Here is a 13,315-nt window from a genome sequence, read left to right as displayed (position 1 = left end):
GTGGGCTCGTGCCCCCCAGGGCGCGAGCCCACCACAGCGTGCGCCGGGCACCCCACAGCCAGCGCCCGTACCCAGCGGTCGCGGTCAGCGCCCCTCGCGCCCGTAGCGCTCGTGCGCGGCCTGCTTGGACGTGCGCAGCACCGCCCCCACCTCCGCCCAGCTGGCCCCCTGCGCACGCAGCTCGCCGACCACCGCCGCCGGCAACCGCTCGAGCAACTCGCGCAGCACCAGCAGGTCGTCCGGCAGGTAGCCGTCCGCGTCATCGGTGACGTCACGCGCCTGCACCAACGCACGCTGCGCGTCCCAGCGCTGCGCCAGATCCGCCGCCGAACCCACCAGCTCATCCAGCACCCACCGCACCTCACCTCCGCCGCCCACCACACCCACCCCCGTCGCCGTGTCCACCACGCTGTCCGCCACCTCATCCACCATGTCGTCAAGACTCCTTGACGACTCAGCAAGCCGTCAAGGCACCCTGACGACACGCGGAAACGCCTCCACCAGCGCACCCGACTTTCCGCGGTCACCGGCACAGCACGACGCCCCCGTGCCGGTGCGCCCAGCGCGCCGGCGCAGCCCGCCAGGGCTGCAGCGCCGTTGTGGTGGGCGCAGTCGTTGTCGTGGTCGTGGTCGTCGCCACGCCGGGGTCGGCGATGCACCGTCACCTGAGCGAGCCGCCCGACCGCTGGCCCGGCTGAACTCGAACGCGGCGCGCTGCGCCGCGTCCCGTCGCGCTCAGCGCGACGGCGCAGCCCGCAGGGCTGCAGCGGGTGCGGCGCCCCAGCGCCGCACCCGCGACCGCGCAGACGAGCACCACCCACACCACCGACGACCTGCCGCAGCGCTCACGCAGCCGCTGACCGGTCACACCTCTTGCATCTTCGAAGCCGAGCGGCCGCTGGGCCGCTGCACACCCGGACCGTGCAGCTTCGCCAACTCCTCCCCCGCCAGCCGCCACCACCGCGATCCAGAGCACGACAGAGCCAGTCGGAACCGGGTCAGGGCCCTGCGGTGCGCCGCTCGGCGCGGGCCCCTTTCCGGACCCTTTCCAGCCCCGACCGGGCACACCCGGCCCTAGCTACGCTGGCGCACATGAGCCTGAGCGCTGCGCGTCTAGGAGTCCCGGTGGACACCTGGACCTCCGCGACAGCCGGCGTGGGCGAACGCATCGAAGTCGTCGACGGGGAGCTCGTGGTCAAGAAGGTCGGCGGCAACCCCCACCACCGCATCGCCCAGCGCCTGGCGCTGGAGTTCGAAGACCAGTGGCCGAACACTTACGCCGCCGCCCCCGGCAACTGGGCCATCAACCTGGCCCCCGACGGCACTGTCCTCACCGGGCGCATCCCCGACGTCCTGGTCAACGGACCCGCCTTGAACGAGGACTCCGTGTGCACCGAGCTGCCCCGCGCGGCGGTGGAGGTGTGGTCACCGGGCAACACGCTGGCCGAGATGAACGAGAAGCGCTCCGAGTACCTCAAGGCCCACCTGCCGGTGCTGCTCGAGGCGTACCTGACCGCCGAGCAGCAAGTGCACCTGGAGTGGCTGGTCAACAACGGCGCCACCTGGCTCAGCGCCGGCACCGCCATCGGCCACACGCCCCTGAGCATCCCCGCCAGCCAGGTGCACCCCGCCTTCACCGTCGTGCCCAACGACCTGCTCGGCCACGGCCGCTCCTGACCTACCCCCACCCCCAGCACCACCCCACCGCCACCAGCAGGCCCCTGCCGCGCCCCGCACCTCCCGCACACCGGGCGCCAGCACCCGGATGGGCACGGCCGGGCCCGGCCGTGACTGGTCGGGTCCGGCTACGGTCGAAGGCGTGAGCGATCCCGTCAGCAGCCCGGTCAGCGACGCGATCTTCGAGGCGATCTGGAACCGCGCCTGCCAGCCGGAGCTGGTCACCGCACCCGACTACGACGGCGACGCTGCCTTGCACCTGGTGCTGACCTTCCACGGCATGGTCATGAACGCCGGCCTGCTCGGCACCCTCGACGCCTACGACGACGAGCTGAACTACCCCCTGCCCTGGGTGCTGCAGGCCTACCGCGCCCTGGCCCTGCCCATCACCGCCGCCTTGATCGAGCAGGCCCAGCGCGAGCACGAGCAGCTGGTCGCCGAGCTGGCCGCCCTGCCCGAGCAGCAGGCCGCGGCCCGCTGGGACGAGGCCGAGGTGCGCATCGACGCCACCTACACCATCGACGACGCAGCCCTGGCCCGCGCCGCACGCTCACTGATCAACGAGACCCCGCACACCTTCGCGCCGCTGCGCTGAGCCTCACCCCCCACCCCACCCCGACACCACCGCCCGCAGGGCGCGCAGCACGCCACCTCCCGCTGGGACGAGCGCGGTACCCGCGCCTCGTACGCGTGCGCCTGGAGAGCAACAGCGCGCCTCGCACCGGTGCACCAGCCGACTGAGCTGCTGGTGGGACTGCGCCAACCGGGGGGGTGGTGAGGACCGGGGGTGTCACAGCGCTCAACCCACCGGGGTGTTGATCCGATCCGTGCGGGAGGTCAGCGCCACGGTGGGGCTGGGAGAGGGTGGTGCCCGGTGACCAGCGACGCGCAGCACCGACCGGCGCCTCCAGCGCGCTCCTCCTGGCCCTCCTGGCCTTCCTGGCTCTCGCAGCGCGCCGACGGGCGCGCATCGGGTGCGGCCTGGGCGCGCAGCGCGGCCTTCGCGGCCGTCTTCACGGTGGCGGTCTTCCTGGGCCGGCTGACGGTGATGGACGGCACCAGCCTGAGCCTGGTGTGGCCGGCCGCGGGGGTGGCGACCTTGTGGTTCGCCGTGCAGCGCGGCGCCGGCACCCGGTACGTGGACTACGCGGCGCTGGGGTCGATCACCTTCACGGTCAACGCGCTCACCGGCGCCTCCGCGCTGCTCTCGCTGTGCTTCGTGGCCGCCAACGTGGTGCAGGTGGCCGTCTTCCACGCCCTGCTGCACCGCTGGGAGCCGTCGCTGTGGGGCGCGGGCGGCACGCAGCCGCTGACGGGCACCCGCCAGCTGGCGCGGATGCTGCTGGCCGCGCTGGCGGCCACCGGGGCCGGGGCGCTGTTCGGGCCGACCGCGGTCGGGGTGCTCACCGGGCACTGGTCGGCGCTGACGACCGCGGTGTGGATGACCCGCAACACCGTCAGCGTCGTGCTGATCATGGGGCTGGGGCTGCGGGTGGGCTACCTGATCGCCGCGCGCGAGCGAGCCCGCGCGGCCGAGCGGGCCGGCTCGCGCGAGCCGGTCGCGCTGCCCTTCCAGCACCTGCACGGCGCCCGCCGCGTGGAACTGGCGGTGCTGCTGGCCGCCTCGGTGGCCGGGTACCTGCTGGTCTTCCACGTGCTGGAGACCCTGCCGATCGCCTTCCCGCTGATCGCGCTGACGGTGTGGGCCGCGCTGCGCTTCGACACCGCGATCGTGGTGGTGCACGACTTCGCCGTCGGCGTGGCCGCGGTGCTCTTCACCCTGTCCGGGCACGGCCCGTTCGCCTTCGTGGCCTCCGACTCCACCCGCGCACTGGTGGTGCAGGCCTTCGTCGGGCTGGTCGCCGTGATCGGGGTGACGCTAGCGCTGGGGCGCGACGAGCGCGAGGTGCTGCTGCACCGGGTGCGCCGCCAGGCCGCCGAGGCCGACGAGCGCACCGCGCACGTGGAGGTCCTGGCCGCTGTGGCCCGCCAGCTGTACACCTCCGACGACGTGCGCGCCGACATCTGCGCCGCCGCCCGGCAGGTCTCCGGGGCGGACATGGCGTACCTGCTCGAGCCCGACGGGTGCGGCAACCTGGTCACCACCGCGGCCGCCGCGAGCCCGGACGGCCCGCAGGTGCCCCCGGTCACCTTCAGCCTGGACGGTGAGCCCTCGCTGACCGTGCGCGCCTTCCGCGGCCACGAGCTGGTCTTCGTCGGCGACGTGGCCGAGCACGCCGGCACCTCCCAGCGGGTGGTGCAGGGCCTGCGGATCGCCGCGGCCGCCTGGCAGCCGGTGCACACCGGTGCCGAACAGGCCATCGGCGTGCTCGCCCTGGCCTGGCACCGCCCCGTGGCCGCCCTGCAGCAGCACCTGCCGGCGATGCTGCAGACCCTGGCCTCCGAGGCCGGCGCCGCCATTGAGCGCGGCGACCTGCTGGTGCGCCTGGCCGGCGCGGTCGGGCGCGATGCGCTGACCGGGCTAGCCAACCGCATGCGCTGGGACGAGACCGCCACCGCCGAGATCGCCCGCGCCGCCCGCCACGGGCTGCCGCTGACGTTCGCCCTGATCGACCTGGACCACTTCAAGCGCTACAACGACACCTGCGGGCACCTGGCCGGCGACGCCCTGCTGCGCGACTTCGCGGCCGCCGCAGCCGGGCACCTACGCGACGTGGACACCCTGGCCCGCTGGGGCGGGGAGGAGTTCGCCATGGCTCTGCCCGGCTGCACCGCCACCGACGCCGTCGCCGTGGCCGACAGGGTGCGCGCCTCCGTGCCCCACGCGCAGACCTGCACCATCGGCATCGCCCAGTGGCAGCCCGGCCAGGACGTCGACGACGTCCTGGCCGCCGCCGACCGCGCCCTGTACCGGGGCAAGAGCACTGGCCGCGACGTCAGCGTCATCGCCACCGACCTCACCGAACCCGCCGATACCGGAGGGCGAGGCTAAGGGGCGTGCGACAAGGCACTGGGGTGGCGGGCTGACCGCGTGGTCGGCACAGGGGCACGCCAGGGGGCGGGGCAACGCGGCATCGAAGAACGCGCCTGTCTGTGGCTGGGTGCCGACGGGAGGGTTGATCAGGGGCTGAGGACCGGGCAGAGCTGAACTACCTGAGTAGGCTCTCCCAGTCGGCCTACGTGAATAATTTTCAGCGGCCGTCGGCGTGTCCCACCCGAATGAGTGTGATCACGCTGGCACGGTGTGCGCCATGCCAGAGGCCCGCCACATGCGCACGGACGCGCTGCTGGACGCCCAGGCATGGACCGAGGCTTGGTCCCCGCGCCGGCCGCTGGCCACCGACGACCTGAGCCGCGGCTGCTGGCGCCAGAGCCGCGGTGATGCGCTGGCCAGGCGCTACCTGGAGCACTCCCCCAAGGCGCTGCTGTCGATGCTGGTCATCGACGTCGACCACGACGACACCGTCCTGCGGGCCCTGACCCGCCCCATGACGCACCCGATGCCCTCCTGGATCGCGGAGTCCCCCACCGGGCGCGGGCACGTGGGCTGGGTGCTGAAGACCCCCGTGGTGCGCACCGACGCCGCCCGTCTGGAGCCGATGCGCTTCGCCGCCAAGGTCGAAGAGGGCCTTCGCCGCTCCCTAGACGGTGACGTCGGCTACGCCGGGCTGCTGACGAAGAACCCGGTCCACGACGACTGGGTGACCACCTGGGGCACCGGGCACCCGTACGAGCTGGGCGAGCTGGCCAAGGGCCTGGGTGAGCTGATGCCGCGCACCCTGCCGCGGCGGATGGTGGACGCCTCCGGCTTCAGCCGCAACTGCGCCCTGTTCAACCGGCTGCGCATGTGGGCCTACCGCGCCCGGCGCCGCTACAGCGACCGGCTGGAGTGGGAGGAGGTCGTCGCCGCCTTCGCCGCCAACGTCAACCCCGAGTTCGCCGTACCTCTGCCGGCCGCGGAGGTGGCCCAGACCGCGCAGTCCGTTGCACGATGGGTCTGGCGCCGCTCCTTCGACGAGGCCGGCTTCCGCGCGGTGCAGGCTCAGCGCGGCAGCAACGGCGGCAAGAAGGGCGGGGCCAAGGGTGGGCGGGCCAACACGCCGGCGCAGCAGGAAGCTCGCCGACGTACTGTCATCAAGGCCCAAGATGCACGGCGGAAGGTGACGGCAGCACAGATGGCCAAGGACCTGCTGTGAGCGCCCAGCAACCGGGGCGCCGGAAGATGACCGCCCGCGAGGCGGCGGAGAAGTACGGCGTCTCCCCGCGCACGGTGCGCCGCCTGGTGGCCGAGCCGCGCCAGGACTTCCTGAGCCGGGCCGCCGTCCGCCGCGCCCAGGCCGTCGAGCTGCGTGTGGCCGGCGCTTCCTACCTCGAGATCGCCGAGGCGATGGGCTGCTCCACCGGCACCGTGGGCCGCCTGCTGCACGACGCCCGCCGCTACGGCGAGATGCCTGAGCCGTCGGCGAACGAGGACCAGCGCGAGGAGCAGCAGGCCGCCTCCTGAGCGGTCTTAGCCTCTCTTACCCCTGCCTGCTCCTCGGCGCGCCTGCTTACATGCCTGCAAGTCAGCATGTAGACATGCCTGCATGCTGACTGTGGCGTTCACCAACCAGAAGGGCGGGGTGGGTAAGACCTCCACCGTCGTGGGCATCGCCGCTGCCTTGCAGCGGCAGGGGCGGCGGGTGCTGTGTGTGGACCTGGACCCTCAGGCCGACCTGACGCAGTGGCTGGGTCTGGACCCGCTGGCCGACGTGCGCAACGTCAACGACGTCATCTACGCCGACAGCCGCGGCATCGCCACCGAAGCCATCCAGCCCTCCGCGTGGGGCGAGGGCATCGACGTCATCGGCTCCACCTTGGACTTGGCCGAGCGTGAGACGGACCTGAGCCCAGGCAGCGAGTTCCGTCTGGCCAAGGCCCTGGACGGCCTGGCCGGCTACGACGCGGTTCTGATCGACTGCCCCCCCAGCATCGGCCGGCTGGTCGTGCTCGGCTTCGTCGCCGCCACTCACGTCGTGGTGGTCACCGAGCCGTCCGCGGCCAGCCTGCGCGGGGTGGAGAACGTGCTGCGCACCCGTGACGTGGTCGCCGAGCACTACAACCGGCGCCTGCAGCTGGCCGGCATCGTGATCAACCACCAGTCCCGCACCAACGAGTCGGCGCTGCGCGTGGCCGAGGTCGCCGAGGCGTACGGCGCTGACGTGTGGGAGCCGTACGTGCCCGCCCGTGCAGTGGTGGCTGCCGCTATGGGAGCGGCCGCCTCGGTCGCCGACTACGGCGCCGATGCCAAGGCAGTCACCGAGGTCTACGACGCCTTGGCCCAGCGGGTGCTGGACCTGCGTGTGCTGGAGGTGCAGGCCTGATGCCCAAGCCCGCCCCCAAGGGCGCACTGCGCAAGGCACCCAGCGGCCCACACCCGATCGCGCCATCCACTGTGCGCCCGGCCGAGTCGGCCACGCCCGAGGCCGTCAGCACCGACGAGGCCACCAGTACGACACCTGTTCTCGCAGCAGTGGCGAGGACGGAACAGGCACCGGTGGAAGCCGAGCGGCTCAGCTCTAACCAAGCAAGCAACGAGCAGGGCGACGCAGGACCCAGTAGTGCTGTCCGGGCCGCCTCGCTGCCGATGTTCAGCGTGCGGATGGACCCCGCTCTGCGTCGGCAGGTCAAGCAGTGGGCCGCCGAGCACGAGGTATCCCTACAGGCCCTGACCGCTGCTGCGTTGCACGAGTACATGGAGCGCCACAGCGGCTGACTTGTCGGCAAGCTGACATGCATACATGTATGCATGTCAGCTTGCCGACTTCCCCTCAGCAGTCGACGTCGACTTCTTCATCACCTGCAGCGCCGGCCGTAACGCTCTGCAGGCCGCCACGATGTGATCACCGGGCCCGGGGGGCTCGCGTCGTGGTCCGGGGGGGATCTGCGGTGGCGAGACGGGCTCATGGGGGATCGCGGTGTCGCGTCTGGTGGCCTGGGGGATGGGTCGCCAGACGCCGCACCGGGCCCGACCCGCGGCCACTGCGGCCTGACCGCTGCTTCTGACCGCTGTGGCCCTACTGCTTCTGATCGCTGCTTCTGACTGCTGTGGCCTGCTCAGCTGCCGCCTCGCGCCTACTGCAGGGCTACAGGGGTGCGAGGGCTGCAGTCGCGGTGCTCACCACCAGCGGGTGCCGTGCACGGCCGGGTGCGGGCAGCGGCCGGTGCGGGCTTGCTCGAGCAGTTGCTCGACGTCGAGGTTCCCGGCGCCTCCTTCGGCCTGCCAGCCACCTCGCCCGCCCTGCACGGCGCCGTGCGGGGTGTCCACGTGGGTGAAGGCGCCGGTGATGACGTCCAGGACGGCGTCGTCGAGCTCCTCCAGCAGGAGCGTGGAGCCGTCGTCGCAGGCGTCGCACCCGCACACCGGCACGTGGGTCAGCAGCACGGCGGGCTCGCCGGCGCCCAGGGTGACGGCGTTGTCCTTAAGCCCGTCGAAGCCGTGCACGTCGATCAGCAGCGGCAGCGCGCCGGGGTGGTGCGGGCGCAGGCGGTGCGTGCGGGTGGGCGCGTGGGTGGGGGAGTGGGCTGGGGAGTGGGTCTGGGACGCGCCCTGGCGCCAGGCCGAGGCGGCCTCGGTGGGCTCGATCGCTTCCACCTCGGCCAGGTCCAGCTCGCTCAGGGCCTGCATCCAGGCCCTGGCGCGGGCAGCCAGGATGCGGTACTTGCCGGGGTCCAGGCAGCGCGAGTACTCGGCCGGGTCGATCTCCCGGTCGGCGTCGGGGTGCGGGTCGGGCCAGCCGGGGGTGCCGGCGCCGGTGACGGCGAAGGCGGCCTGAAGCGCGGTGCGGATGCTGTCCTCGTCCACACCGGTGACCGTAGGGCGCCGCTGCTGCCGGGGGCAGCGCCTCGAGGCGGTCCGCGGCGGCCTGCGGCAGGTGCTCACCGGCTCTGGAGACAACGAAACCCCGGCGGCCGTGGGCCACTCCGGGGTTGCGCTGGAGATTATCCCAACTTTCCGGCTGGATGTCAAGCAGCGCTACGTATGGGCCACCCCTGCTCGACGACTCTCGGAGACCTGCCCGACGCCCCCGCTGGCATCCCAGAAGCGCTACCTTGGGAGACGGGGCCGCCCGCCCAGCTTCTTATCGCCAGTGAGGGCTGCACTTGCTCACTCGACGTCCCTCAGTGGGTGCTGCAGGCTGCATGACGTACGGCAGCATCTTTCGCTCAAGACGAGCAGCTCGATGCCGATGAGTGGACTATCTGGTTCCGGGTTGCACTTAGAGCAGTTAGACCCGCATGATGGGGGTCGCTCGGTAGGCACCAGGCCCGTGGATCGACCACATGCAGGCAGCGGCGCCACCAGTGCAGCTCGCCGTCGTGGGGGCGACGAGCATCTAGAGGACAGGTAGAGGTGCAGGAGCCATGAGCCCGACCACCGCAGTGCTGGCACCGACTTCAACCACCGAGGCCGTCTTCCCTGACGAGCAGGCGCAGAAGGATGCTGCCTTGCTTAAGGAAGCTCTCCTCAGCCGGTCTGAGGGATCAGAGTCGGACTTCGTCATCGTTCAGCGTTCGACCGGGAAGAGCGTGGAGGTGCCTATCGAGGTCGAACGACTGCTCGGCGACATCGCCGCGATCCTCGAGCGAGGCCAGGGGGCTGCGGTCAGCTCCGTGGCACGCGAGCTCACCACCACCGAGGCAGCCAACCTCTTGGGCGTCTCACGGCCCACGCTGGTCAAGCTTCTTGATGCAGGGAAGCTGCACTTCCGCCAGGTCGGCCGGCACCGTCGGGTCTTCCTCGACAGCGTCCTGGCCTACCGCCAGGACGAGGTCGAACGTCAGCGGCAGTCGTACGCTCAGTTGCGCGAGAGGGCCGACTCTCTCGGCATCTGAGGCCGTTCCAGCCCCGCCGCAAGGCGGGGCTGGTTACCCTCGGTAGGTGATGATTGGTGCATCTCAGTCCATCTTCCTCGATGCGACGGTGCTGCACCAGAAGACCCAGCGCGACTGGGTCGTCCTCCTCACCGTGGACAGGAAGATCACTCAGCCTCCCTACAAGGTGCTGTGGAGCTGGGACGTCTTGGCTGAGGCGATCGCCACGCTTCGCGATAGGAAGCCCACGATCCAGGAGCGGGCGTTGGGCGAGTGGGCGGACGCCTTGGTGACCCATCCCACCCTCCGCGAGGGCAAGGTGGTGGGCTACGACCCCAAGTCGTGGCCATGTCCGCCAGGCGACGAGCACGACCACCATGTGGTCGCCGCGGCCGCGCACGGTGGTGCGAGCTACCTGCTAACCAGCGACAAGAGGTTGCTGGAGTGGGATGTGCCGGCGGAGATGCCCTTCGAGGTTTGGACGCCGGACGAGCTTCTCCAACTCCTCGACGAGCGTGACCCCGCGCTGCTCGACCGGCGCTTGGTCGATGAGGTCGAGTACCGCAAGAAGCATGAGGAAGCCGATTGGGAACAGGGCAAGCTTGGCGCGATCAAGGCGCTGGTCGAGGCCGATATGGGCGGGCTCGCTCATCGACTCTGTCAGCGGCATGGCGTGGCCCTTCCCGCTGCTGAAGTCGACCTGGGGACTGCTGGACCTGCCGACGAGGCGGCTAAGAGCTAAGGAGCAGTCGCTGACCGGAAGCACCTACCCCCTGGTAGTAGGCCTGCTCGAGCACCACAAGAGCGCTGGCGTTCAGGACGCTCAACGTGCCTCGCCTACGACACTGCTTCCTTGAGTTAGCAGAGCACCTGCATAGCAGGATGCTGAGGGTGGGGCCGAGAGCGCTTCCACCGTCCCCAACCGTGCCCTCAACGCCAGCGCATCTGCCTAGCGGGGCGCCCCGGCAGGCTGAGGAGCGTGGGCGTCGAACCACTCGATGAACTGCTTCACCGTGCCGATCTGGGCGATGCGCTTGTGCAAGGCCTTCTGGTCGTGGCCAGTCACCCAGTCGCCTCGAGCGATCTGCGTGCCACAGCCGCAGGAGCACACCCGCCCGTCGAAGCGGGGGTCGGGGACGTAGGTAACGGGGTTACGCACGCCGGTGATGGGCGAGGGGCCGCCAACGTAGACGTCATGGACGCGGTCACCGTCTTGCAGCACCTTGCCGACGATGGCGCTGCGGTTGCTGCGGTGCGCATTGGAAACGGGCTCGATGGTGTCGATGGCCACTGCCATGCGCACGATGCCCTTGTAGCTGAACAGGGCGTAGCGCTCTTCGTTGGCGCGCTCCCCGAAGACCCAGCATCCGCGGTTGGCGGTGTACAGATCGTCGGGGGACATGTCGGGGGCGTAGCCGACATAGTCGCGGCCGAGTTCGTCCTCGTTGGGGTAGTCGACGGGGCGGCGGTCGCCCAGGGTGATGTGCAGCATGGGAGCCTCTCAGATAGTTGGGTTCCAAGGGGAATGCTTAAACTCAATCCCTGCCTGCCCACTTATCGTCGCAGAGCTGCTGATAGTCGTCAACCCCTTCGACTCGCCTAAATCCTAACCCCTGGCAAGGCAGGTATTTGGCCCGTCTCACCATGATCGTTTGTGAGACAGCGACGGCGCCCTCAAGGCACTGCGACCGCGCGGTCCTCCCCTTAGCTGGGGGCCTACCGATCGGGTCGCTGCCGGGTGATGATCGTTGGGTGCGGCGGTTGCGGGCGGATCGGGTCTTCGAGCTGTCGTCGGGGTTGTGGGTGGTGGACCGGGTGCACCCGGTCGCGGTCGTGGTGGACCCCGACGACGGGCGGGTGCGGCAGGTGGTGTCCTGGGGGCAGGAGCCGGCACCGCAGCAGCTGGGCGCCTTCCGGCGGATGATCGCCGCCGACGACGGCCTGTGGGTGCAGGAGAACGGGCAGGGCGGTCCTTTGCTGCGCGTGGGGCCGGACGGTGTGCAGCACGCGACGTGGACGAAGACGTCGCTGCTGGCCGCTGCCGGACCCGGCGGGGCGTGGTGCGTGAGGCCGCCCGAGCCCCCGCAACGCATCGGGCCCGGCGACCCGGAGCCGGAAAAGCCTTACGAGTGGGACGAGCTGCTGCATGTGGCGCCCGACGGCACGTGCACGCCGGTGCAGACCGACGCCCGGGTCGGGGAGGTGTACGCCACGCACCAGGCGGCCTGGGTGCGGGTCGAACGCGCGCCCTGGACGCTGGAGCCCACCGGCTTCCCGCAGGAGTCCTGGGTGCGCTGGAGCAGCCGGTGGCTGCGCCTGCCGTGGGGGCAGCAGCCACCGGCGAAGGTCTCGGCCGCCGACGCGCCCGCACAGGCACCGGGGGTGGTGCAGGCCGCGGTCGACCTGCTCGACGGCCCTGTGGACGCCGACCCCTCGCCCGAGGCGGTGAGGCAGCGAGAGCGCGTGGCGTTCGATGTGACGCGGGGGTACGCGCCGTTGCGCACCGGGTCCTGGCCGTGGCGCGTGCACCGGCCCGGCGCGGTGAGCGTCCTGCGCGATCGGCGGGTACCCGGTGGGCGGGAGGTGCCGCTGGCCGCGCTGGAGGACGTCGACATCAGCGCCGGGTGCTGGCCGGTGGTGCCGCGGCCGGTGGAGACCGACTCGTACCTGCAGCGGGTGCTGGCCGAGTTCGCGAGCATGAGCGCTTCGCGGCTGGGGCTGGGCGGTGCGCACGGCCTGGACGGCGGCGACCTCGTGCGCGGCCGCCTGGTGGGCCGGTGGCCCGATACACGGCTGGAGTGGACCTTCAGGCACACCTCACGGCCGGGTCTGGTGCTTCGCCGGCGGGTCGAGCTGTTCGACGAGGTGGGGCGCAAGGCGTATCCCGAGTACGCCGACATCGGGCTGATGGAGGACCTGACCACTGACCGGATCCCGCCCGCGGAGCAGGCCCGCGACGGTGTCCTGGACATGTGAGCTACGCCCCTGTGCGCCAGGTCCTCGCCTGCACGGCCCGGCGCGGCGCCTACGAGCTGGTCGTGGACCTCGACGCCGCCGGTGGGTGAGGAGCCCGGCGCGTGCGCGCACCGCTCAGCTCAGCGGGTCAGCCGTGCCCGGACCGCGGGGCTGACATCCACGTCGTGCGGCAGCGCCGCCAGCTCGCCCGCCTCGATGCGCACCCCCTGCGCCCGGGCGATGCCCGCCAGGTGGGCCCAGTGCAGCGCCGCCTCCTCCTCGTGGGAGCGTCCCTCGGGCGGTTCATCGGGTCCGACGACCGTGCGCGCGGTCTCCGCCAGACCTTCCAGCGACTCGTAGGACCAGATGCTGCTGGGGCCGCTGGTGGACCAGCCCCGGTCGTCGAGCAGGGTCAGCCGTCGTCCACCGGTGAGCTCGAGCTCGAGCAGCGCCGAGATGGACGTGCGGCGGTCGGTGTTGAACTCCGGTCCCGCCGCCTCGTCGATATCGATGGAGGTGATCAGTCGCCTGGCATCACTCATGCATGCACCCTCGCGCACGCCACTTCTGCGCGGGACCGGGTGCGGGGCCGGGCACCGGTCAGTGGCCTTGGAGGTTCTCCACAACGGTGTCTCGCGTCCCACAGCCGACCGTTCTTGAGACGGTCACACCGGCCGGACGGCGGGATGACCGTGAAGTCGTAGACCCGCCGTGACTGCCATCGGATCGCGATGATATGTAGGTGATCGGGGGCTAACCTCCGGTCTGAGCCCAGATGGGCTCGAGTCCTCAACGTGGAGGCACCCTCATGACCGTTCTGGATCTTCGACTGACTCAGGGGTTGACGCCCTCCGGTCTGCCCTCGGTG

General features: G+C 71.2%; 14 protein-coding genes. 10 read left to right on the top strand and 4 right to left on the bottom strand.

All coding sequences use genetic code 11. The annotated features are described in order from the left end of the window. Positions 1-84: 84 nt before the first annotated feature. Positions 85-432 (bottom strand): hypothetical protein, encoded by a 348-nt coding sequence (locus ACRYM0_RS18065; protein ID WP_432507228.1) that lies wholly within the window; start codon positions 430-432, stop codon positions 85-87. 693 nt (positions 433-1,125) lie between these two features. Between ACRYM0_RS18065 and ACRYM0_RS18060 the strand changes: the two genes are divergently transcribed. The 7 genes from ACRYM0_RS18060 (at position 1,126) to ACRYM0_RS18030 (ending at position 7,393) form a co-directional block, all read left to right on the top strand. Next, positions 1,126-1,677, top strand: coding sequence for a Uma2 family endonuclease (locus ACRYM0_RS18060; protein ID WP_432507227.1), 552 nt, complete (start codon positions 1,126-1,128; stop codon positions 1,675-1,677). 142 nt (positions 1,678-1,819) lie between these two features. Then, complete coding sequence (locus tag ACRYM0_RS18055) at positions 1,820-2,272, top strand: DMP19 family protein (protein ID WP_432507226.1); 453 nt, start codon at positions 1,820-1,822, stop codon at positions 2,270-2,272. A 279-nt stretch (positions 2,273-2,551) separates the two neighbouring features. Further along, positions 2,552-4,630 carry a GGDEF domain-containing protein gene (locus tag ACRYM0_RS18050; protein ID WP_432507225.1) on the top strand — a complete coding sequence of 693 codons (2,079 nt, stop codon included), beginning with the start codon at positions 2,552-2,554 and terminating at the stop codon, positions 4,628-4,630. Positions 4,631-4,889: 259 nt separating this feature from the next. Continuing rightward, on the top strand, positions 4,890-5,834 hold the full coding sequence (locus tag ACRYM0_RS18045; RefSeq protein WP_432507224.1) for a replication initiation protein: 945 nt from the start codon (positions 4,890-4,892) through the stop codon (positions 5,832-5,834). After that, on the top strand, positions 5,831-6,142 hold the full coding sequence (locus tag ACRYM0_RS18040; RefSeq protein ID WP_432507223.1) for a helix-turn-helix domain-containing protein: 312 nt from the start codon (positions 5,831-5,833) through the stop codon (positions 6,140-6,142). The genes ACRYM0_RS18045 and ACRYM0_RS18040 overlap by 4 nt, the downstream gene beginning before the upstream one ends. Positions 6,143-6,224: 82 nt before the next feature. Further along, positions 6,225-7,001, top strand: coding sequence for a ParA family protein (locus tag ACRYM0_RS18035; protein ID WP_432485693.1), 777 nt, complete (start codon positions 6,225-6,227; stop codon positions 6,999-7,001). Next, positions 7,001-7,393, top strand: coding sequence for a hypothetical protein (locus tag ACRYM0_RS18030; RefSeq protein WP_432485694.1), 393 nt, complete (start codon positions 7,001-7,003; stop codon positions 7,391-7,393). Before ACRYM0_RS18035 ends, ACRYM0_RS18030 begins: the two co-directional genes overlap by 1 nt. A 402-nt stretch (positions 7,394-7,795) precedes the next feature. On the opposite strand, the gene ACRYM0_RS18025 is transcribed toward ACRYM0_RS18030, so the two are convergent. Next, on the bottom strand, positions 7,796-8,482 hold the full coding sequence (locus ACRYM0_RS18025; protein WP_432507222.1) for a DUF6226 family protein: 687 nt from the start codon (positions 8,480-8,482) through the stop codon (positions 7,796-7,798). A 560-nt stretch (positions 8,483-9,042) separates the two neighbouring features. Between ACRYM0_RS18025 and ACRYM0_RS18020 the strand changes: the two genes are divergently transcribed. Both ACRYM0_RS18020 and ACRYM0_RS18015 read left to right on the top strand, forming a co-directional pair. Further along, entirely contained in the window at positions 9,043-9,513 is a 471-nt protein-coding gene (locus ACRYM0_RS18020) for a helix-turn-helix domain-containing protein (protein ID WP_432507221.1), read from the top strand. Positions 9,514-9,559: 46 nt separating this feature from the next. Next, complete coding sequence (locus ACRYM0_RS18015) at positions 9,560-10,234, top strand: hypothetical protein (protein WP_432507220.1); 675 nt, start codon at positions 9,560-9,562, stop codon at positions 10,232-10,234. 207 nt (positions 10,235-10,441) lie between these two features. Here ACRYM0_RS18015 and ACRYM0_RS18010 read toward each other — a convergent pair whose 3' ends face one another. Next, positions 10,442-10,984: a hypothetical protein gene (locus ACRYM0_RS18010; protein WP_432507219.1), complete on the bottom strand. Its 543-nt coding sequence runs from the start codon at positions 10,982-10,984 to the stop codon at positions 10,442-10,444. Between the two features lie 269 nt (positions 10,985-11,253). On the opposite strand from ACRYM0_RS18010, the gene ACRYM0_RS18005 reads away from it, so the two are divergent. Next, positions 11,254-12,468: a hypothetical protein gene (locus tag ACRYM0_RS18005; RefSeq protein WP_432507218.1), complete on the top strand. Its 1,215-nt coding sequence runs from the start codon at positions 11,254-11,256 to the stop codon at positions 12,466-12,468. A gap of 119 nt (positions 12,469-12,587) precedes the next feature. On the opposite strand, the gene ACRYM0_RS18000 is transcribed toward ACRYM0_RS18005, so the two are convergent. Then, complete coding sequence (locus ACRYM0_RS18000; RefSeq protein WP_432507216.1) at positions 12,588-12,989, bottom strand: hypothetical protein; 402 nt, start codon at positions 12,987-12,989, stop codon at positions 12,588-12,590. Positions 12,990-13,315 lie beyond the last annotated feature (326 nt).

It is taken from the genome of Kineococcus arenarius subsp. arenarius (assembly GCF_050871845.1).
Classification (GTDB): domain Bacteria; phylum Actinomycetota; class Actinomycetes; order Actinomycetales; family Kineococcaceae; genus Kineococcus.
Note: the sequence above shows the minus strand (reverse complement) of the source record. Positions and strands in the feature narration are given on the sequence as shown.

Excerpts from the sequence above, each read along its gene's own strand:
- ACRYM0_RS18065 (WP_432507228.1), bottom strand. The coding sequence starts at position 432 with ATGGTGGATGAGGTGGCGGACAGCGTGGTGGACACGGCGACGGGGGTG.
- ACRYM0_RS18000 (WP_432507216.1), bottom strand. The coding sequence starts at position 12,989 with ATGAGTGATGCCAGGCGACTGATCACCTCCATCGATATCGACGAGGCG.
- ACRYM0_RS18035 (WP_432485693.1), top strand. The coding sequence starts at position 6,225 with ATGCTGACTGTGGCGTTCACCAACCAGAAGGGCGGGGTGGGTAAGACC.
- ACRYM0_RS18045 (WP_432507224.1), top strand. The coding sequence starts at position 4,890 with ATGCCAGAGGCCCGCCACATGCGCACGGACGCGCTGCTGGACGCCCAG.
- ACRYM0_RS18010 (WP_432507219.1), bottom strand. The coding sequence starts at position 10,984 with ATGCTGCACATCACCCTGGGCGACCGCCGCCCCGTCGACTACCCCAAC.
- ACRYM0_RS18020 (WP_432507221.1), top strand. The coding sequence starts at position 9,043 with ATGAGCCCGACCACCGCAGTGCTGGCACCGACTTCAACCACCGAGGCC.
- ACRYM0_RS18030 (WP_432485694.1), top strand. The coding sequence starts at position 7,001 with ATGCCCAAGCCCGCCCCCAAGGGCGCACTGCGCAAGGCACCCAGCGGC.